The organism is Streptomyces sp. NPDC007856 (genome assembly GCF_042868225.1).
In the GTDB taxonomy this organism is placed as follows: Bacteria; Actinomycetota; Actinomycetes; order Streptomycetales; family Streptomycetaceae; genus Streptomyces.
In genome coordinates this window covers 26,455-46,652 of the sequence record NZ_JBIAEC010000030.1, presented here as the reverse complement: position 1 = coordinate 46,652, position 20,198 = coordinate 26,455, and the positions used below count along the sequence as shown (strand labels likewise).

Annotated in this window: 17 protein-coding genes; 9 read left to right on the top strand and 8 right to left on the bottom strand. The window is 71.7% G+C overall.

The annotated features are described in order from the left end of the window. Nucleotides 1–266 precede the first annotated feature (266 nt). Nucleotides 267–791 carry an EamA/RhaT family transporter gene (locus tag ACFYOH_RS40510; protein WP_388636295.1) on the bottom strand — a complete coding sequence of 175 codons (525 nt, stop codon included), beginning with the start codon at nt 789–791 and terminating at the stop codon, nt 267–269. 43 nt (nt 792–834) lie between these two features. Continuing rightward, the gene (locus ACFYOH_RS40505; RefSeq protein WP_388636293.1) at nt 835–1,149 is read right to left on the bottom strand and encodes an SH3 domain-containing protein; all 315 of its coding nucleotides are present in this window, start codon (nt 1,147–1,149) and stop codon (nt 835–837) included. A 180-nt stretch (nt 1,150–1,329) separates the two neighbouring features. Between ACFYOH_RS40505 and ACFYOH_RS40500 the strand changes: the two genes are divergently transcribed. Beyond that, nucleotides 1,330–3,435, top strand: coding sequence for a serine/threonine-protein kinase (locus ACFYOH_RS40500; RefSeq protein WP_388636291.1), 2,106 nt, complete (start codon nt 1,330–1,332; stop codon nt 3,433–3,435). Between the two features lie 77 nt (nt 3,436–3,512). Here ACFYOH_RS40500 and ilvD read toward each other — a convergent pair whose 3' ends face one another. The 4 genes from ilvD to ACFYOH_RS40480 all read right to left on the bottom strand — a co-directional run bounded on the left by ilvD (nt 3,513) and on the right by ACFYOH_RS40480 (nt 8,003). Further along, on the bottom strand, nt 3,513–5,366 hold the full coding sequence (gene ilvD, locus ACFYOH_RS40495) for a dihydroxy-acid dehydratase (protein ID WP_388636289.1): 1,854 nt from the start codon (nt 5,364–5,366) through the stop codon (nt 3,513–3,515). Between the two features lie 131 nt (nt 5,367–5,497). Next, complete coding sequence (locus tag ACFYOH_RS40490) at nt 5,498–6,109, bottom strand: TetR family transcriptional regulator (protein WP_388636287.1); 612 nt, start codon at nt 6,107–6,109, stop codon at nt 5,498–5,500. Then, a complete protein-coding gene (locus tag ACFYOH_RS40485) occupies nt 6,106–6,927 on the bottom strand; it encodes a sugar phosphate isomerase/epimerase family protein (RefSeq protein ID WP_388636285.1) in 822 nt (273 codons plus the stop codon). The genes ACFYOH_RS40490 and ACFYOH_RS40485 overlap by 4 nt, the downstream gene beginning before the upstream one ends. Nucleotides 6,928–7,070: 143 nt before the next feature. After that, a complete protein-coding gene (locus tag ACFYOH_RS40480; protein WP_388636283.1) occupies nt 7,071–8,003 on the bottom strand; it encodes a Ppx/GppA family phosphatase in 933 nt (310 codons plus the stop codon). A gap of 149 nt (nt 8,004–8,152) precedes the next feature. On the opposite strand from ACFYOH_RS40480, the gene ACFYOH_RS40475 reads away from it, so the two are divergent. Beyond that, a complete protein-coding gene (locus ACFYOH_RS40475; RefSeq protein WP_388636311.1) occupies nt 8,153–8,944 on the top strand; it encodes a hypothetical protein in 792 nt (263 codons plus the stop codon). Between the two features lie 688 nt (nt 8,945–9,632). Here the strand turns inward: ACFYOH_RS40475 and ACFYOH_RS40470 are convergent. Then, on the bottom strand, nt 9,633–11,411 hold the full coding sequence (locus ACFYOH_RS40470) for a hypothetical protein (protein WP_388636282.1): 1,779 nt from the start codon (nt 11,409–11,411) through the stop codon (nt 9,633–9,635). Nucleotides 11,412–11,632: 221 nt separating this feature from the next. Here ACFYOH_RS40470 and radA point away from each other — a divergent pair, with 221 nt between their 5' ends. Both radA and disA read left to right on the top strand, forming a co-directional pair. Next, the gene (gene radA, locus ACFYOH_RS40465; RefSeq protein ID WP_388636281.1) at nt 11,633–13,042 is read left to right on the top strand and encodes a DNA repair protein RadA; all 1,410 of its coding nucleotides are present in this window, start codon (nt 11,633–11,635) and stop codon (nt 13,040–13,042) included. Between the two features lie 81 nt (nt 13,043–13,123). Next, complete coding sequence (gene disA, locus ACFYOH_RS40460) at nt 13,124–14,248, top strand: DNA integrity scanning diadenylate cyclase DisA (RefSeq protein ID WP_228624253.1); 1,125 nt, start codon at nt 13,124–13,126, stop codon at nt 14,246–14,248. Nucleotides 14,249–14,768: 520 nt separating this feature from the next. Here disA and ACFYOH_RS40455 read toward each other — a convergent pair. After that, nucleotides 14,769–15,584, bottom strand: coding sequence for a hypothetical protein (locus ACFYOH_RS40455; protein WP_388636280.1), 816 nt, complete (start codon nt 15,582–15,584; stop codon nt 14,769–14,771). 179 nt (nt 15,585–15,763) lie between these two features. On the opposite strand from ACFYOH_RS40455, the gene ACFYOH_RS40450 reads away from it, so the two are divergent. The 5 genes from ACFYOH_RS40450 to cseC all read left to right on the top strand — a co-directional run bounded on the left by ACFYOH_RS40450 (nt 15,764) and on the right by cseC (nt 20,197). Beyond that, the gene (locus tag ACFYOH_RS40450) at nt 15,764–16,639 is read left to right on the top strand and encodes an A/G-specific adenine glycosylase (RefSeq protein WP_388636278.1); all 876 of its coding nucleotides are present in this window, start codon (nt 15,764–15,766) and stop codon (nt 16,637–16,639) included. Nucleotides 16,640–16,911: 272 nt separating this feature from the next. Next, nucleotides 16,912–17,451 (top strand): SigE family RNA polymerase sigma factor, encoded by a 540-nt coding sequence (locus tag ACFYOH_RS40445; protein WP_030751823.1) that lies wholly within the window; start codon nt 16,912–16,914, stop codon nt 17,449–17,451. Beyond that, the gene (locus tag ACFYOH_RS40440; RefSeq protein WP_388636276.1) at nt 17,439–18,089 is read left to right on the top strand and encodes a hypothetical protein; all 651 of its coding nucleotides are present in this window, start codon (nt 17,439–17,441) and stop codon (nt 18,087–18,089) included. The genes ACFYOH_RS40445 and ACFYOH_RS40440 overlap by 13 nt, the downstream gene beginning before the upstream one ends. 37 nt (nt 18,090–18,126) lie before the next feature. Further along, nucleotides 18,127–18,831, top strand: a complete 705-nt coding sequence (gene cseB, locus ACFYOH_RS40435) for a two-component system response regulator CseB (protein ID WP_388636274.1) — start codon at nt 18,127–18,129, stop codon at nt 18,829–18,831. A gap of 10 nt (nt 18,832–18,841) precedes the next feature. Then, a complete protein-coding gene (cseC, locus tag ACFYOH_RS40430) occupies nt 18,842–20,197 on the top strand; it encodes a two-component system sensor histidine kinase CseC (RefSeq protein WP_388636272.1) in 1,356 nt (451 codons plus the stop codon). Nucleotide 20,198 lies beyond the last annotated feature (1 nt).

Here is a 20,198-nt window from a genome sequence, read left to right as displayed (position 1 = left end):
GCCGCCAACCCCCTGCTGACCACCAAGAGCAGGCATCACCGGCGCCCCCTCATCCGCCCACCGCGGACCCCGTCGCCGGCACCCACTTCCAACCGCCCGAAGCAACCGCGGCCGGCAAGCGTCACCGGCGACGCATCCGCCGCCCACCCCAAGCCCCTGCCGCCAACCCCCTGCTGACCACCAAGAGCAGGCATCACCGGCGCCCCCTCATCCGCCCACCGCGGACCCCGTCGCCGGCACCCACTTCCAACCGCCGGAGGCTCACGTCACCGGCGGCGCTTCTTCTTCGACGGGTTGCCGGTGCGGCGGGTGGTGCGGCGGGCGTGGTCCTCGCGGGCCTTCTCGTACTCCTCACGGTGCAGCTTCTCGCCCGGGGCCTCGGTGAGGGAGCGGAAGAAGTAGGCGATGAGGGAGCCGACGAAGCCGATGGCGAGCAGGCCGCGCAGGGAGGCCTGGCGCTGTGGGTCGTGGCGCTTGCCGAAGCCTTCCCAGGTGTTGCGGAAGGCGAGCGCGCTGCAGATCGCGAACATGGCGATGATCAGCACGGTGACGAAGGAGCCGGTGTCGGCGATCCGGATGCCCTCGTAGGCGAAGCGGAGGACCAGGCAGGAGGCGACGGCGGCGGCGAGGGAGCCGACGGCGACGCCGGCGCGGCGGGCCGCGTAGCCGTTGTCGTGGTTCACCCAGGTGGTGCCGAAGAAGCGGAGCGGCTCGGGGCGGGGCCCGCCGCCCTGGGCCGTACCGTCCGAGGAGCCCGCCGTGGTGTCCGGGGTGCCGGTTTCGTCGCTCACGGAACGATTATGGCGCCGGGTGGTGGCGGGCTCCCGGAGGGGGTCAGGCGCAGCGCGGGGCGATGTAGCCGTCGCTGCCGGTCTGGACGTAGGCGTCGGACACGTACTCGCCGCTGTCGATGTTGTCCCAGATGTTCGACGTGCCATAGGGCCCCGTCACGGTCGTGCCCGGGGTCTGGCAGAAGATCGGTACCCGGATCCCCTCGGTGAGGACCCGGACGATGCTGTAGTTGGTGCCCGGTCCGCTGCGGACGTTCAGGCGGACACCCGGCGCGACCGGGTACGTGTGGACACCCGACTCCGTGGTGAAAGACTCGCTCTCGCCGCCCCTCGCGGCTTCCGTGTGCTCGACAGACATGACAGACCTCCCCCGCTCGGCCCCACGACTGTGCTGGGGCCCGTAGCTTCCTTCGAATCGTGTCCTGAAACACGTGTGCGTAACTCGCGCGCGAAGGCTAGCAAGCCGCCTCTGTCTCGCACGAGTCATCGACTAGGCTCCGTGCGTCGCGCGCGCGGACGAACAGCACGGGGGTGGTCCATGACGCCACAGCGCAGCACCGGAGCGGGCGCGGAAGCGGAACTTCCCGAGTACGCCGGTCACTACCACTTGGAGTCCTGTCTGGGGTCCGGGGGCATGGGCGTGGTGCATCTGGCCCGCAGCACCTCCGGACTGAGGCTCGCCGTGAAGGTCGTACACGCCGAGTTCGCGAGAGACCGCGAGTTCAGAGGCCGTTTCCGGCAGGAGGTGGCGGCGGCCCGGAGGGTGAGCGGCGCCTTCACCGCGCCCGTCGTCGATGCCGACCCGGAGGCCGAACGGCCCTGGATGGCCACGCTGTTCATCCCCGGTCCGACTCTCTCGGAGTACGTGAAGCGGAACGGGCCGATGCCGGCGGCCCAGTTGCGGCGGCTCATGGCCGGGCTCGCCGAGGCGTTGCGCGACATCCATCGGGTGGGGGTCGTGCACCGGGATCTCAAGCCGAGCAATGTGCTGCTGGCCGAGGACGGTCCGAAGGTCATCGACTTCGGCATCTCCCGGCCGAAGGACAGTGAACTGCGCACCGAGACCGGCAAGTTGATCGGCACGCCGCCGTTCATGGCACCGGAGCAGTTCCGGCGGCCCCGGGAAGTGGGGCCGGCGGCGGACATCTTCGCCCTCGGGTCGGTGATGGTGCACGCGGCGACCGGGCGGGGGCCGTTCGACTCCGACAGCCCCTATGTCGTCGCGTACCAGGTGGTGCACGACGAGCCGGATCTGACCGGGGTGCCGGAGAGTCTCGCCCCGCTGGTGCTGCGGTGTCTCGCCAAGGAGCCCGAGGACCGGCCCACTCCCGACGAGCTGATGCGTGAGCTGCGGTCGGTGGCGGCGTCGTACGACACGCAGGCGTTCATACCGGCGCAGCGCACCGGGGACGACGCGCCGGCTCACGAACCCTCCGGTGCCGAGCCGGTGCCCGGTTCCCGCAGGCGCTTGGGCAGGCGCACGGCTCTCGGCGCCGGGGCGCTCGTCCTTGCCCTTGCCCTGGCCGGGGTGCTCGCCGGGCTGCTGCACGCCGGCGACGACGGTGGTCCCGCGGCCAAGGAGGCCGGCTCCCCTACCACCGCTGCCGGATTCGCCGCATGGCGCGCCAAGCCGGTCGGGAAGGGTTCGGGGATGCCTCAATGCATCCACGGGGCCGGGCGGTTGCTCTGCTTCCGTTCCGGCCTGGCGTTCGCCCTCGATCCCGCGAACGGCTCCCTCCTGTGGCGGCGGCCGGTCGCCGAGGAACGGACGAGCGACGCTCCCGCTCTCTCGGGCGGCCTCCTGTTGCTGCCCACGGACGGCGGCCGGCGAGTCGTGGCACTCGATCCCGCCTCGGGCAGGCCGCGCTGGCAACGGGCCATGCCCGCGAACACGGGGATACGGTTCACCAAGTCCATGCTCCTGGTCACCGGCACGGACGGGGCGGTCACCGGGGTGGCCGGGGCATCGGGAGAGACCAAGTGGCATCGCCGCGTGTCCGGGAGCACGACCCCGCTGCTGGCCTCCTACGACGGCGATCCGCTGGCCTATGCGACCAGCGCCTCGGCGCAAGGGGCGGACACGCTGGTCACCGCCCTGGAACCACGCACCGGTGCGGTGCGGTGGCAAGCGCGGCTGAAGGGCCTGCTGCGGCCCATCGGCAGCCAGGGCCACTCCCTGTTCCTGCTGTCCCTCGACCCCGTCTCGGGCGACGCGAAGGCCGTCGTCCGGTACTCACCGGCCGTGAAGGCCGTACGCCGCGTCGCCCTGCCCCTCCCGCTCACGGCACCCCACGCCGACGTACGCGGCGATGTCGTGCAGCTGCTGGCGACCGGCGGGTCACTGGACGCGGTCGACCTCGGCACGGGCAAGTGGCTGTGGCACACGGAAACGTCCGTGAGCCGCGGTTCGGCGCCGGTCGCCTCCGCCGACCACGTCTACTTCACCGCTCCCGACGGGCGTCTGCTCGCCGTCGACGCACGCGGCGGAAGCCTGGTGGGACAGACACCGCCACGGCTCGGTGCGAACGCGGGCGAGGTCTCCGCCGCCCTGCCCAGCCCGCTGCTCATCGGCACGCATGTCTATGCCGCCTCCCCCGACGGAACCGTCTTCGCCGTGGACGGACGCGACCCGAAGACCTGGTGACGGACGGCGACCCCAAGGCCTGGTGACATGCGAAGGGGCCGCCCCCGCGCGGGAGGCGGCCCCTGTCGGGTGGCTGCTCAGCCGAGCCTGGTCACGTCCCGCACCGCGCCCTTGTCGGCGCTGGTGGCCATCGCGGCGTAGGCCCGCAGCGCCGCGGAGACCTTGCGGTCGCGGTTCTTCGGGGCGTAGACGCCGTTGAGGGACTGCTCTCGGCGGGCGAGTTCGGCCTCGTCGACCAGGAGCTCGATCGTGCGGTTCGGGATGTCGATGCGGATGCGGTCGCCGTCCTGGACGAGGGCGATGGTGCCGCCGGAGGCCGCCTCGGGGGAGGCGTGGCCGATGGACAGGCCCGAGGTGCCGCCGGAGAAGCGGCCGTCGGTGATCAGGGCGCAGGTCTTGCCCAGGCCGCGACCCTTCAGGTACGAGGTCGGGTAGAGCATCTCCTGCATGCCGGGGCCGCCCTTGGGGCCCTCGTAGCGGATGACGACGACGTCGCCGTCCTTGACCTCCTGGGTGAGGATGCGCTGGACGGCCTCCTCCTGGGACTCGCAGACGACCGCCGGGCCCTCGAAGGTCCAGATCGACTCGTCCACGCCGGCCGTCTTCACCACACAGCCGTCGACCGCCAGGTTGCCCTTGAGGACCGCGAGGCCGCCGTCCTTGGAGTACGCGTGCTCGACGGAGCGGATGCAGCCGCCCTCCGCGTCCTCGTCCAGCGCCTCCCAGCGCTCGGACTGGGAGAAGGCCTCGGCGGAGCGGACGCAGCCCGGTGCCGCGTGCCACAGCTCCACCGCCTCCGGGGACGGGCTGCCGCCGCGGACGTCCCAGGTCTTCAGCCAGTCGGCCAGCGACGGGCTGTGGACGGCGTGCACGTCCTCGTTGAGCAGGCCCGCGCGGTGGAGTTCGCCCAGCAGGGCCGGGATGCCGCCGGCGCGGTGCACGTCCTCCATGTAGTACGTGCGGTTCTTCGCCACGTTGGGCGCCACCTTCGCCAGGCACGGCACCCGGCGGGAGACGACGTCGATCTGCTCCAGGCCGAAGGGGACGCCGGCCTCCTGGGCGGCGGCCAGCAGGTGCAGGATCGTGTTGGTGGAGCCGCCCATCGCGATGTCCAGGGCCATGGCGTTCTCGAAGGCCTGGAAGGTGGCGATGTTCAGCGGGAGGACCGTGTCGTCGTCCTGCTCGTAGTAGCGGCGGGTGAGGTCCATGACCGTGCGGGCGGCGTCGACGTAGAGCTGCTTGCGCGCGGTGTGGGTGGCGAGGACCGAGCCGTTGCCGGGCAGGGACAGGCCGATGGCCTCGGTCAGGCAGTTCATCGAGTTGGCGGTGAACATGCCGGAACAGCTGCCGCAGGTCGGGCAGGCGTTCTCCTCGATACGGAGGATGTCCTCGTCGGAGATCTTGTCGTTGACGGCGTCGGAGATCGCGTCGACCAGGTCGAGCGTGCGGACCGTGCCGTCGACCAGGGTGGCGCGGCCGGACTCCATCGGGCCGCCGGAGACGAAGACCGTCGGGATGTTCAGGCGCAGGGCCGCCAGCAGCATGCCCGGGGTGATCTTGTCGCAGTTGGAGATGCAGACCAGGGCGTCGGCGCAGTGGGCCTCGACCATGTACTCCACCGAGTCCGCGATCAGGTCGCGGGAGGGCAGGGAGTACAGCATGCCGCCGTGGCCCATTGCGATGCCGTCGTCCACGGCGATCGTGTTGAACTCGCGCGGGATGCCGCCGGCCTCCTTGATCGCCTCGCTGACGATCCGGCCGACCGGCTGCAGATGGGTGTGACCCGGAACGAACTCGGTGAAGGAGTTCGCGACGGCGATGACGGGCTTCCGGCCGATGTCCGCACCGGGTACACCGGAGGCGCGCATAAGGGCGCGGGCGCCCGCCATGTTGCGGCCGTGGGTGACTGTGCGGGACCTCAGCTCGGGCATCGTCGCTCGCTCCTTCGAAGATCTGCCAGACAGTTCTGGTTCTTCGAGCGTACGCCGGTGCTCCAAACGCTGGACACGGCTGTCCGGAATGCGGGACGCCCGTCTCGCCGGTACGGACCCCGGTGTGCGGCTCAGGCGCTGGTCAGATGGTGCTGTACGACCGGTGCCACACGCGCGATGATCTGCTCCAGGTCGGCGGAGGCCAGCGGCTCCAGCTTGACGACGTACCGCATCATCGCCGTGCCCACCAGTTGTGCGGCGGCCAGCTCGGCGCGCAGTTCGGCGTCCGGCAGGTCCACCTGGGCGGCGACGCGGCGCAGCAGCTGGGAGGCGATGAGCCGGCGGAAGACGGCGGCGGCGGTCTCGTTGTTCAGGGCGGACCGGACGATCGCGAGGACCGGTGAACGGGTCGTGGGGTTCTCCCAGACGCCGAAGATGAAACGGGTCAGCCGCTCCCCCACCGCTTCCACGGGACCGGCGGCCAGCGCCTCGGGGGCGTTCAGCGCGGGCGCGAAGGCCACCGCGATCGCCGCCTCGAAGACCTGCTCCTTGGTGCCGAAGTAGTGGTGGACCAGCGCGGAGTCGACACCGGCCGCCTTCGCGATACCGCGCACGGACGCCTTCTCGTAGCCGCGCTCGGAGAACTCCTCGCGAGCGGCGGAGAGGATGCGGTCGCGGGTGTCGGCGGATTCCGTGCGCGGCGGCCTGCCTCTTCTGCGGGTGGGCTGCTCGTGGTCGTTCATCGCCGAGGCACCCGTACCGCCGACGTCAGGTGCTTGCGGGTGAAGGCCAGGGCCTCGGCGAGGTCGGCCTCGCGCTCGGCGCTGGACATCGCCCGCCGGGTGTTGACCTCGATGACGACATGGCCGTCGAACCCGGAGACGGCCAGGTGCTCCACCAGCTCGGCGCAGGGCTGGGTGCCGCGGCCCGGCACCATGTGCTCGTCCTTGGCCGAGCCCCGGCCGTCGGCGAGATGGACGTGGCCGAGGCGGTCGCCCATGCGGCTGGCCATCTCCAGGGCGTCCGTGCGGGCCGTCGCCGTGTGGCTGAGGTCGATCGTGAAGTGCCGGTAGTCGTGCTGGGTGACGTCCCAGTCGGGGGCGTAGGCGAGCATCTCGCGGTCGCGGTAGCGCCACGGGTACATGTTCTCGACGGCGAAGCGTACGTCCGTCTCGTCCGCCATCCGCCAGATCCCGTCGACGAAGTCGCGCGCGTACTGCCGCTGCCAGCGGAAGGGCGGGTGTACGACGACGGTGGAGGCACCCAGCTTCTCGGCGGCCGCCCGGGCCCGCTGGAGCTTGACCCAGGGGTCCGTCGACCAGACCCGCTGGGTGATCAGCAGGCAGGGGGCGTGGACGGCCAGGATCGGGATGCCGTGGTAGTCCGACAAGCGGCGCAGCGCCTCGATGTCCTGGCTGACCGGGTCGGTCCACACCATGACCTCGACGCCGTCGTAGCCGAGGCGCGCGGCGATCTCGAAGGCGGTCGCGGTGGACTCCGGGTACACGGAGGCCGTCGACAGCGCGATACGCACGTCCGTTGGTTCAGCCACGTCCGTCACCTTACGGCGTTGAGTGGTGCCGGTGTTGGGTGCCCATTCGCCGTTGTGACTTTCGCCATTTGCGCGAGTGCGGGTGTGTGGCCGTTTCTCGCGCTCACGCGGCTGGGTCGCACATCGATACAGCCCGCGCTCCTTTCTGGGCGCTAATCGCTCCCCATGTGATCGAGGCGTCGGAGGATCACGCCCTCCCGCAGAGCCCACGGGCAGACCTCCAGGTTCTCCACCCCGAACAGGTCCATCGCGCCCTCCGCCACCAGGGCGCCCGCCAGGAGCTGGCCGGCGCGGCCCTCGGAGACGCCGGGAAGCTCGGTGCGCTGCTCAGCCGTCATGCCGGCCAGGCGCGGGACCCAGGCCTCCAGGGACTCGCGCTTGAGTTCGCGCTGGACGTAGAGGCCCTCGGCGCTGCGGGCCGCGCCGGCGATGCGGGCGAGCTGCTTGAAGGTCTTGGACGTGGCGACCACGTGGTCGGGGGCGCCGAAGCGGCTGAATTCGCCGACCGTGCGGGCGATCTCGGTACGGACATGGCGGCGCAGGGCACGCACGGCCCCGGGAGCGGGCGGGTCGCCGGGCAGCCAGCCCGCGGTGAGCCGGCCGGCGCCGAGCGGCAGGGAGACGGCGGCGTCCGGCTCCTCGTCTATGCCGTAGGCGATCTCCAGGGAGCCGCCGCCGATGTCCAGGACCAGCAGCTTTCCGGCGGACCAGCCGAACCAGCGGCGGACCGCGAGGAACGTGAGGCGGGCCTCCTCCGCACCGGCGAGGACCTGGAGTCGTACGCCCGTCTCGTCCGCCACGCGCGCGAGGACCTCGTCGGCGTTGGTGGCCTCCCGGACGGCGGAGGTCGCGAACGGCAGCAGGTCCTCGACGCCCTTGTCCTCGGCGGCCTGGAGCGCGTCCTGCACGACTGCGACCAGCTTGCGGATGCCGTCGTCGTCGATGGCACCGCTGTCGTCGAGCAGCTGGGCGAGCCGAAGTTCGGCCTTGTGCGAATGCGCGGGCAGCGGGCGCGCGCCGGGGTGGGCGTCCACCACCAGCAGATGCACCGTGTTCGAACCCACGTCCAGGACACCGAGTCTCATATACGGAACGCTACTGCCAGATCGCCCGCCGACGGTCCCCGGTGCGGCTCTCGGCCACTTACCCTGGACACGTGCCAAAGACGAAAAAGGCGAAGGACCACAAATCCTCCAAGGAATTGAAGGATTCTGCACAGGCGAGGGCGTCGTCCGTGACCAAGAAGTCGAAGCAGGCCAAGCAGGCTCCGCAGGTGAGCGACGAAAAGGGGCTCGAATTCGCGCGCGCCTGGGTGGAGTTTCCCGATCCTGCGGACGACGAGCAGGTCTTCCGCTGTGATCTGACATGGCTGACCTCTCGCTGGAACTGCATCTTCGGCAGCGGCTGCCAGGGCATCCAGGCGGGCCGCGCGGACGACGGGTGCTGCTCGCTGGGCGCGCACTTCTCGGACGAGGACGACGAGAAGCGGGTCGCCGAGCATGTGGCCCGGCTCACGCCGGAGATCTGGCAGCACCACGACGAGGGCACGCGGAACGGCTGGGTGTCCAAGGACGAGGAGGGCTCCCGCCAGACCCGCCCCTACCAGGGCTCCTGCATCTTCCAGAACCGGCCCGGCTTCGCGGGCGGCGCGGGCTGCTCGCTGCACATCCTCGCGCTGCGGGAGGGCCGGGAGCCGCTGGAGACCAAGCCGGACGTGTGCTGGCAGCTGCCGATCCGGCGCACCTACGACTGGATCGACCGCCCCGACGACACACGGGTCCTGCAGATCTCCATCGGTGAGTACGACCGCCGGGGCTGGGGTCCGGGCGGCCACGACCTGCACTGGTGGTGCACCTCGGCGACCTCCGCACACGGCGCGGGCGAGCCGGTCTACGTCTCCTACCGGGCCGAGCTGACCGAACTGATGGGCAAGGCCGGCTACGACCGCCTGGCCGAACTCTGCGAACAGCGCCTGGCCTCCCAGCTGCCCCTGCTCGCCCCCCACCCCGCCGACCCGACCCCATAACCCCGGCGAGCCGCGGTTTCCCCGCCGGCCCGCCGGCGTCACCCCACGGCCGTTCGCCGCCCACGGCGGCCCCTGCCGCGGTGATTGGCAGATCCGTTCCACCCACCCACCCACCCCTCCGTCCCGGCACAGCACCGCCTGACCTGCGACGTCTCGCGCCGACGCCGGTACAGGCCATCCCCTCCCGGAACAGATCTGCCAATCCCATCCCTCCGGCACATCCCCACGTGCCCTCGTGAGGGATCCGCTCGCCGCCCCACACCGCTCCCATTCCACGGGCCAAGTCCCGCCTGCTGCTCCCGGACGGACTCGACATATCGCTGCCGCACGGTGACGGCGCCGACAATCGCTCCGCCCTCTCCGCACCCCGCGCTCTCCTCCCCGGCCAGCCCGCCCCTGCCCCGACGGACTCGGCGCATCGCTGCTATGGCGACGGCCCCAGTAATCCCCCAGTCCCCACCGCCACCCTTCTCCCCCGGCGCTTCCTTCCCCGCAGCCAAGCCCGCCTCCCGCCTCCGGACGGACTCGGCGCTCCCGCTGCCAGGTGCTGACGGCGTCGGTAATCCCGCACAGCCCCCGCCCTGCTCCCACCCCAGCGCTTCCCCTCCCGCCGGCCGACCCCGGGCCGGCCCGCCCGCTCTCCCGGCCAGCGCACCCCGGCACCCCTCCCCACCGGCCAAGCCCCGCCCTACCCCCCAGACGGACTCGGCGCATCGCTGCCGGACGGCGACGGCGGTGTGGTCGGTGGTGGGGGATCCGGTGGGGTCGGGGCTGGGGAGGTGGGGGGATCGGTGGTCGGTGGCGTGGACGGCGGGGTGGAAGGGGGCGGTGTGGTCGGTGGGGGTGGGGTGGGGGATGCGCTGGTGGGTGGAGGGGTCGGGCCGTGCGTGGGGGCGGTGCCGTAGCCGTCGATCGTGACCACCGCGCCCGCCGGGGAGATCGCCAGCTGTGCCTGCCAGTGGCCGGAGGGCTCGCGGAGGTGGTCGACGTACACCTTGATCGTCAACGTGTCGCCGGGGTTCACGGTTCCCGTGGACCGGCTCAGATACAGCCAGGGCGCTGTCGTGGACGCGGACCAGCGGACCGGGGAGGAGCCGGACGCGGTGAGGGTGATCAGGGTCGTGTCGCCGTCGTTCGCGGCGCTGACCGCGAGGCGCCCGGCGCCCTTCGTGCCCGCTCCGGTCACGCTGACGACCTCCACGGAGACGTCCGCCTTGCCGTCCTTGCCGATGCGGACGCCGGGCTTCACGCTCGCGTTCCCGGCGTTCTCGTAGCCGCCGGCCGGGTCGCTGCCGAGGGCGTCGGGGCCCTGGGCCTCGCGCGCCGTGGCGGAGGGCCCCTCCCCGTCCGCCGTCGGCGCGCCCCGGTAGGCGGCCCACAGGGCCAGGACGGGCGCTGCCAGCACCGTGGCGACGACCGTGGTCGTCACCGCACGCGCGCGTAGCCGGTCGCGGCGGGCCGCGCGGTCCTTGGGGTCCATGGGGAAGCCGCGCCGGTCGAAGCGGGGTGCCGCCGCTCCACGCGCGCGTGGCTGGTGCGTCAGGGCGAGATGCAGGGCCCTTCTGGGTGCCTCCAGGACGGGCAGTTCGGCGGGGGTGACCGTGGCGCCGGGCCAGTGTCCGGGCACGGCGCGCTCGGCGGTGCGGCGGCAGCGCGGGCAGTCGTCGACGTGCCGGACCAGTTCGCGGCGCAGCGCCGTGCTCAGGACCAGCCCGCTGTCCCCCGTGAGATGGGCCACGCTAGGACAGCCGCCGGTCTCGACCACGGCGAGGGCCGCACGGGTGCGTTCGACCTCGCAGGCGGCGGAGGCGAGCAGTTCGCGTGCGGCCGCCGGTGCCATGCCGAGGACGGCGGCGATCTCCTGCGCGGCCAGGTGGTGGCGGACGGCCAGCTCCAGGGCCTCGCGCTGCTCGGGGGTCGTACCGGCCGCCTCCGGCCAGGCGAGCAGGGCCAGTTCGCGGCGCCGCTGTTCCTGGACCTCCGGGGCGACGGGCGGTTCGGACACCTGGCGCCGGGTCGCGGGGCGGCCCGCCGCATGCGTGGCCTGACGTTTCTGCTTGGCTTCGGCCAGCTTGCGCAGGCACGCCCAGCGGGCCAGCGCGTACAGCCAGGCCCTGCGGTCGGCGGCGGCCTCGGGGACACGGTGTGCGCGCCGCTCGGCCAGGGCGAGGACGTCGCCGAGGGCGGCGGTGGCCGCGTCGTGGTCGCACAGCACCGACAGGCAGTAGGTGAACAGCCCGTCCAGGTACGGTTCGCAGCGCGCCGGCGGCCACTGGGCGAGGGTGCGCGCGGCGGCGCGGTCGCGCCCCTCTCGCGCATCGCGGGCCTCTTCGGCACCGCGACCCTCGCGTGCACCGCGACCTTCCCTCGCCTCTCGTGTGTCGCCTGCCCCTCGTGCTTCATGGGCCTGGCCGCGCACCCGGTGCGCGCCGGTGGTGCGGGTGGTGGTCTCCGGACTGCTGCTCATCACCCGTGCGACCGTAGGCGGCGCCGGAGTGCCCCTTCTCGAAGCTTGAGCACTTTTAATTCGTACGGGTGAAACGATCCCTCATAAGGGGACAGGAACCCTTTGTTCCGTGGCTCGAAGCCGACGGCTGATGGCCGATACCGGTTCACCCACACACATCCCGGGGATCCGTTCACACATCCCGGGGATCCGTTGTCAGTGCCGCGGGCTACGGTTTCCGCATGGCTGCCCGTACCAAGACCACCAAGGACCGCCCGTCCTACCGCTGCACCGAGTGCGGCTGGCAGACGGCCAAGTGGCTCGGCCGCTGCCCCGAGTGCCAGGCCTGGGGCACGGTCGAGGAGTACGGCGCGCCCGCGGTCCGTACGACGGCCGCAGGCCGGGTCACCACCTCGGCGCTGCCGATCGGGCAGGTCGACGGCCGGCAGGCCACCGCCCGCGCCACCGGCGTGCCGGAGCTGGACCGGGTGCTCGGCGGCGGTCTCGTCCCCGGCGCGGTCGTGCTGCTTGCGGGCGAGCCCGGCGTCGGCAAGTCCACGCTGCTGCTGGACGTGGCCGCCAAGTCCGCGAGCGCCGAGCACCGCACCCTCTATGTGACCGGCGAGGAGTCGGCGAGCCAGGTGCGGCTGCGCGCGGACCGCATCGGCGCCCTCCATGACGAGCTGTATCTGGCCGCCGAGACCGATCTGTCCGCCGTCCTCGGCCACTTGGACGAGGTCAAGCCCTCCCTGCTGATCCTCGACTCGGTGCAGACGGTCGCCTCCCCGGAGATCGAGGGCGCACCCGGTGGCATGGCCCAGGTGAGGGAGGTCGCGGGCGCGCTCATCCGCGCCTCCAAGGAGCGCGGGATGTCCACGCTCCTCGTGGGCCATGTCACAAAGGACGGCGCGATCGCGGGCCCTCGCCTCCTGGAACACCTCGTGGACGTCGTCCTGCACTTCGAGGGCGACCGGCACGCGCGCCTGCGCCTGGTGCGCGGTGTGAAGAACCGCTACGGCGCCACGGACGAGGTCGGCTGCTTCGAACTGCACGACGAGGGCATCACCGGACTTGCCGACCCAAGCGGACTCTTCCTCACCCGTCGCGACGAACCGGTCCCCGGCACCTGTCTGACCGTCACCCTGGAGGGCCGCCGCCCGCTGGTGGCCGAGGTGCAGGCGCTGACCGTGGACTCCCAGATCCCCTCCCCGCGGCGTACGACCTCGGGCCTGGAGACCTCGCGCGTGTCGATGATGCTGGCCGTCCTGGAGCAGCGCGGCCGGATCAGCGCGCTCGGCAAGCGGGACATCTACTCCGCGACGGTCGGCGGGGTGAAGCTGTCGGAGCCGGCCGCCGACCTCGCCATCGCCCTCGCGCTCGCCTCCGCCGCCAGCGACACTCCGTTGCCGAAGAACCTTGTCGCGATCGGCGAGGTGGGCCTCGCGGGCGAGGTGAGACGGGTCACGGGCGTGCAGCGCAGGCTCACGGAGGCCCACCGGCTGGGCTTCACGCACGCGCTGGTGCCGACCGATCCGGGCAAGGTGCCGCCCGGCATGAAGGTCCTGGAAGTCGCTGACATGGGGGACGCGCTGCGGGTGCTGCCGCGCTCCCGTCGCCGAGAGGCCCCGCGGGAGGCGGAGGACCGCCGGTAGACTTTGCCCAGGTCTCGCCCGTCCGTACGAACCGAGTGCGGGTCACGGGGGCGCGTCAGAACCTGCGACCGGAGGAGTGCAGTGGCAGCCAACGACCGGGCAGCAGCTCCCGGAAAGATCGGTGGGAGTGCCGGTTCCGATGGCCTGATGCGCGCCTCCCTGAGCGCCGTGGCTCCTGGTACGGCCCTGCGTGACGGGCTCGAACGGGTGCTGCGCGGCAACACCGGCGGACTCATCGTTCTCGGTTCCGACAAGACGGTCGAGGCGATGTGCACGGGCGGGTTCGTCCTGGACGTGGAGTTCACCGCCACCCGGCTGCGGGAGCTGTGCAAGCTGGACGGCGGCATCGTGCTGTCCTCGGACCTGTCGAAGATCCTGCGCGCGGGCGTGCAGCTGGTGCCGGACCCGACGATCCCCACGGAGGAGACGGGCACCCGGCACCGCACGGCGGACCGGGTCAGCAAGCAGGTCGGCTTCCCCGTGGTCTCCGTCTCCCAGTCCATGCGCCTGATCGCCCTCTACGTCGACGGTCAGCGGCGCGTCCTGGAGGACTCGGCGGCGATCCTCTCCCGCGCGAACCAGGCGCTGGCCACGCTGGAGCGGTACAAGCTGCGGCTGGACGAGGTGGCCGGCACCCTCTCGGCGCTGGAGATCGAGGACCTGGTGACGGTGCGGGACGTGTCCGCCGTCGCGCAGCGCCTGGAGATGGTCCGGCGTATCGCCACCGAAATCGCCGAGTACGTGGTCGAACTGGGCACGGACGGTCGTCTTCTCGCGCTCCAGTTGGAGGAGTTGATCGCGGGGGTCGAGCCGGACCGCGAGCTGGTCGTCCGGGACTACGTCCCCGAGCCGACCGCCAAGCGTTCCCGCACGGTCGAGGACGCCCTCTCCGAGCTGGACGCGCTGACCCACGCCGAGCTGATCGAACTCGGCACGGTGGCGCGGGCGCTGGGCTACACGGGCTCGCCGGAGACCCTCGACTCCGCGGTGTCCCCGCGGGGCTTCCGGCTGCTGGCCAAGGTGCCGCGGCTGCCGGGCGCGATCATCGACCGGCTGGTGGAGCACTTCGGCGGCCTGCAGAAGCTGCTGGCCGCGAGCGTGGACGACCTGCAGACCGTGGACGGCGTGGGCGAGGCCCGGGCGAGGAGCGTCCGGGAAGGCCTGTCGCGCCTGGCCGAGTCCTCCATCCTGGAGCGGTACGTCTGAGTTCGGACCGTCCGCCCCAACTTGGCTATGGCTTCCCCCAGTTGAACTGCGTAGGGGGAAATCACATGAAGAAGCGCCTCATGGACACGTTCGCCGCCGCGGCAGTCCTCGCCCGGCACTGACCCTTGCGGGCACGGGGCAGGCGTTCGCCGCCGGCAACCCCCTCACCTGGAAGAACAACGGCAACCACAAGTACCTGGCGTACTACAGCGGCCGGGCCCGTACTACGTCCGCGGACCCCGGCCAGAGCGCGTCCGTGAAGTGGGACGAGTACAAGCGGTCCGACGGTACGCGCGTGCAACGGTGGCAACTACCAGAGGTGGTACGAGTTCCACGACTCCGACGGCTGGATGCCGCAGGACAAGGCCACCGGGCTCGTCCTCAAGGTTGGATTCCGACGGGCAGGTCAGCACCGGGACGGACACGTACGCCGCGGCCACGCGCTGGAGCTGATCCACAGCTCGTCGCACGTCGACACCCCCGGCCTCGTCGAGGCCGGGGCTTCTTCTGCGGCGACGGCTCAGTCGGCCGACAGCACGAAGGACGCCTGCACCTTCCCGAACCCGGGCGCCTTCGCCTCCAGCAGATAGGTGCCCGCCTTCGCCGAGCCCGCGGAGGACGTCGCACACTGGGGCGCGCTCGGCTTCCGGTCCCACTTCACCGTGTACGTGATGCTCTGCCCCGCCGGCACCCGGAACACCAGGCTCCCCGCGCCCTGGGGACAGTCCGCCGACGACCAGAACGTGTCGCTCCCGTCCGCCGGCGTGATGGTCAACACCGCGTTCTTCGGGCCGAGATCGACCTTGCAGTCGGCGGACGAAGCGTTCTTCGCGGTGAGTTCGAAGGTCGGCGTCTGGTCCGGCGAGTAGGAGTTGTGCAGGCTCCGCAGACTCAACGCCACGGCGGAGGAGGTGCAGTTGGGGAGCGTGGAGGACGCCGGGAGCGTGTCGCCCGTACCGACGTTGCCGCCACCGGAGCCCGAACCCGAACCGCCGGCCGAGCCGTCACCCGACCCGGAGGAGCCGCCGGAGCCGGTGTCCGAACCGCTGCCGCCGCTCGAACCGGAATCACTCCCACCGGAGGCACCGCCCGAGTCGTCACGCCCGCCCGGGTGTTGGCTGATCGCGGGCCCGGACGAGGATGGCCCCGGCGTGATGGTGTGCGCGGGATTCTTGCCGTTGGACTCGCCGGCGTTCTTCTTGCCGCCCCCGCCGCCGGCGGTGACGATCCACGTGATCAGCAGCGCCAACAGGGCGATCACCGACAGCAGTACGACCCTCCTTCGCCAGTAGATGGAGGAGGGAAGCGGCCCGACCGGATTGCGCAGAGATCCCACGGCGCAAACTGTACGAGAGAACGCCGTGCTCGCTTGCCCCACCCGCCGCATGAGCGCCAACTTTTCCGGATCATCATTCCGGCAACTGCCCTGGCGTCCAGGGTCCTTCACCTTCGCCACGCTCAGTGACCGCGCCGTCACCTGTCCTGCGTGCCGAGCCGTGGCAGGATCGGAGGGCCATGACTGAGAAGCTGCACACCCCCGTGATCGCCTGGTTCGACGCCCATGCCCGCGACCTCCCCTGGCGCCGCCCGGAGGCGGGCCCGTGGGGGGTGATGGTCAGCGAGTTCATGCTCCAGCAGACCCCGGTCAACCGAGTGCTGCCGGTCTACGAGCAGTGGCTGGCCCGCTGGCCGCGCCCCGCCGACCTCGCGAAGGAGGCGCCCGGCGAGGCGGTGCGCGCCTGGGGCCGGCTCGGCTACCCGCGCCGGGCCCTGCGGCTGCACGGCGCCGCGCTGGCCATAACCGAACGGCACGGCGGGGACGTACCGACGGACCACGCGCAGCTGCTGGCGCTGCCCGGCATCGGCGAGTACACGGCCGCCGCGGTGGCCTCGTTCGCGTACGGGCAGCGGCATCCGGTGCTGGACACGAACGTGCGCCGGGTCTTCGCGCGGGCGGTGACGGGGGTGCAGTACCCGCCGAACGCGACCACGGCCGCCGAGCGCCGGCTCGCCCGTGAGCTGCTGCCCGAGGACGAGAAGACGGCGGCGCGCTGGGCCGCGGCCTCCATGGAGCTGGGCGCGCTGGTGTGCACGGCGAAGAACGAGGGGTGCGGGCGCTGCCCCATCGCCGCGCAGTGCGCCTGGCTGCTGGCCGGGAAGCCGGAGCACGAGGGGCCGCCGCGCCGTGGGCAGACGTACGCCGGCACGGACCGGCAGGTGCGCGGCAAGCTGCTGGCGGTACTGCGGGAGGCGCACGCGCCGGTGCCGCAGGCGGCCTTGGACCGGGTGTGGCACGAGCCGGTGCAGCGCGCCCGCGCGCTCGACGGGCTCGTCGCGGACGGTCTGGTGGAGCCGCTGCCGGGCGGTCTGTATCGGCTGCCGTTGAGCTGACGGACAGCCAAGTCACAGTCAGCCTGCCCCTGTTACTACCCAATCCGGCCGACAAAGGCTCCCATAAAGGGACATAACAGTCGCACTCCTTACCCCCTCCCTACGGCTGTTACACAACTGACGGATAGCCGATTGCTAGCCGCAGGCTGGTTCGGACAGCGCCGTGACAACCGCTCCCTAACTTCTTGTCCGTGCCCGGCAGACCACCGGACACGGGGAACGCAGGACTTCAGGCATGAGCCGGAGTGAACGGGGAGCGGAGGCGGTTGATCATGGCGCAGGGCGAGGTGCTCGAATTCGAGGAGTACGTCCGCACCAGGCAGGACGCGCTGCTGCGCAGCGCACGTCGGCTGGTCCCGGACCCGGTCGACGCCCAGGACCTGCTGCAGACGGCACTGGTGCGGACGTACGGCCGCTGGGAGGGCATCGCCGACAAGCGCCTCGCCGACGCCTATCTGCGCCGGGTCATGATCAACACCCGTACGGAGTGGTGGCGGGCGCGCAAGCTGGAGGAGGTCCCGACCGAGCAGCTGCCGGACGCGTCCGTGGACGACTCCACCGAGCAGCACGCCGACCGGGCCCTGCTGATGGACGTCATGAAAGTGCTCGCACCGAAGCAGCGCAGTGTTGTAGTACTGCGACACTGGGAGCAGATGTCCACGGAGGAGACGGCCGCCGCCCTCGGCATGTCGGCCGGTACGGTCAAGAGCACGCTGCACCGGGCGCTCGCCCGGCTCCGCGAGGAGCTGGAGGCCCGCGATCTGGACGCACGCGCGCTGGAGCGTGAGGAGCGGGAGCGTTGCGCGGCCTGACCGGGGCCGGGCCCGACGGGGCCCGAGACAGTTCACAGGCGGTGATCGCGGCGGGGGCCGCGCTCGCCGCCATCGCCCTTTTCGTCGCCGCCTGCGGCACCGGGGGCACCGGCACCCGGGACGAGGGACCCGCGCACGCGTCGGCGATCGCGGGAGCCGTCGCCTCACCCAGGCCGAACACGACCACCGGCTATCGGCGGGTGAACGCCGTCTCGCTGATCAAGAACGACCCGGCGGTCTCCGCGACGGTGAAGCGCGGGCTGAAGCCGTGCAGCGGCAACGACTACCCGATCGAGGTCACCTACGGCTATCTGACCGGCGGATCGGTCAACGACGTCCTCATCAACGTGTCGGCCTGCAGTGACTGGGTGGGCATCGGCACGTATGTGTACCGGGACGTCGGGGGCACGTACAAGAATGTGTTCAAGGCGGAGGACTCGCCGGTCGTCTCGGAGATCGACGGCACCGACCTGACCGTGACCAAGCAGGTGTACGGCACGGACGACCAGGTGTCGAACCCGTCCCGGGAAACCGTGATCACGTACAGGTGGAAGGCGGGCCGGTTCACCGAGCGGTACCGGCACGACACCTTCTACAGCAGAACCGGCGGCGACGCGGCGGCCCCGACGGACAACTGACCCCCCACACGCACACACGAGGACTGAGAGCACCGGGATGGCAGACCAGACCCACGTCCTGTTCGTCGAGGACGACGACGTCATCCGCGAGGCCACCCAGCTCGCCCTGGAGCGGGACGGCTTCGCGGTCACCGCCATGCCCGACGGTCTGTCCGGCCTTGAGGCGTTCCGGGCGAACCGCCCCGACATCGCTCTGCTGGACGTGATGGTCCCCGGCCTGGACGGGGTCAGCCTGTGCCGTCGTATCCGGGACGAGTCGACCGTGCCGGTGATCATGCTGTCGGCGCGCGCCGACTCCATCGACGTCGTCCTCGGCCTGGAGGCGGGCGCCGACGACTATGTGACCAAGCCGTTCGACGGCGCCGTGCTGGTCGCGCGGATCCGGGCGGTACTGCGCCGCTTCGGGCACGCGGGCGGCGGCGACCGGACGGAGGCGGCCGAGGACCCGGTGAGCGGTGGCGTGCTGGCCTTCGGGGACCTGGAGATCGACACCGAGGGCATGGAGGTGCGCCGGGCCGGGCAGCCGGTCGCGCTCACCCCGACCGAGATGCGGCTGCTGCTGGAGTTCTCCTCGGCGCCGGGCACCGTGCTCTCCCGTGACAAGCTGCTGGAGCGGGTCTGGGACTACGGCTGGGGCGGGGACACCCGGGTCGTCGACGTGCATGTGCAGCGGCTGCGCCAGAAGATCGGCCAGGACCGGATCGAGACGGTCCGCGGCTTCGGCTACAAGCTGAAGGCCTGAGCGGGGCGGCATGCGGGGGATCCTTCGCTACCCGGTCCGGCGCATGGAGCGCGCCGGCCTGCACACCGGGCTCAGATGGAAGCTCAGCGCGGCGATCGCGCTGGTGGCCGGGCTGGTCGCGATCGCGCTGAGCCTGGTCGTGCACAACGCGGCCATGGTCTCGATGCTGGACAACGCACGCGACCTCGCCACCCAGCGCGTCCAGTACGCGCAGCGCAACTACGAGCTGAGCCAGCGGCCGAACTTCCCCAACATCAAGGTCGACGACCCCGAGCTGCCGCTGTCGATGCGCGAGAAGGTGGAGCGCGGCAGGAAGGCCAGCGACGTCATCGTCCACGGCGGGGTGCCGGACATCTGGGCGGCCATGCCGGCCAAGGACGGGCATGTGCTGTCCCTGCACACCCATATGCCGGACCGCTCCACCGATGTGATGAAGGACCTCGACCAGGCGCTGGTCATCGGCTCCATCGCGGTCGTGTTCGGCGGCAGCGCGCTCGGCGTGCTGATCGGCGGGCAGCTGTCGGGGCGGCTGCGCAAGGCGGCCGCGGCCGCGAACCAGGTCGCCAGGGGCGAGACCGATGTCCGGGTGCGGGAGGCCATCGGCGGGGTCGTACGGGACGAGACCGACGATCTGGCGCGCGCGGTGGACGCCATGGCGGACGCGCTGCAGCAGCGTCTGGAGGCCGAGCGGCGGGTCACCGCCGATATCGCGCACGAGTTGCGCACCCCCGTGACGGGCCTGCTCACGGCCGCCGAACTGCTGCCCCCCGGCCGTCCCACGGAACTGGTCCTCGACCGGGCGAAGGCGATGCGCACGCTCGTCGAGGACGTCCTGGAGGTGGCCCGGCTGGACGGCGCCTCGGAGCGGGCGGAGCTGCAGGACATCATGCTGGGCGAGTTCGTCGCCCGGCGCGTGGCCGCCAAGGACCCGGAGATCGAAGTGCGGGTGGTGCACGAGTCGGAGGTCACCACCGACCCGCGCCGCCTGGAGCGAGTCCTGTTCAACCTGCTCGCCAACGCCGCCCGGCACGGCAGGCCGCCGATCGAGGTGACCGTCGAGGGCCGGGTCATCCGGGTCCGCGACCACGGTCCCGGTTTCCCCGAGGAACTGCTCGCCGAGGGGCCGAGCCGCTTCCGCACGGGTAGCAAGGACCGCGCCGGTACGGGCCACGGGCTGGGCCTGACCATCGCGGCAGGCCAAGCCCGCGTTCTGGGCGCCCGCCTCACCTTCCGCAACGTACGGGCCGCGGGCACCCCGGCCGACATCCCGGCGGAGGGCGCGGTGGCGGTGCTGTGGCTGCCGGAGCACGCCCCGACGGCCACGGGCAGCTATTCGACGCTGCCGTTGCCGGGAGGCGCAGGCTGAA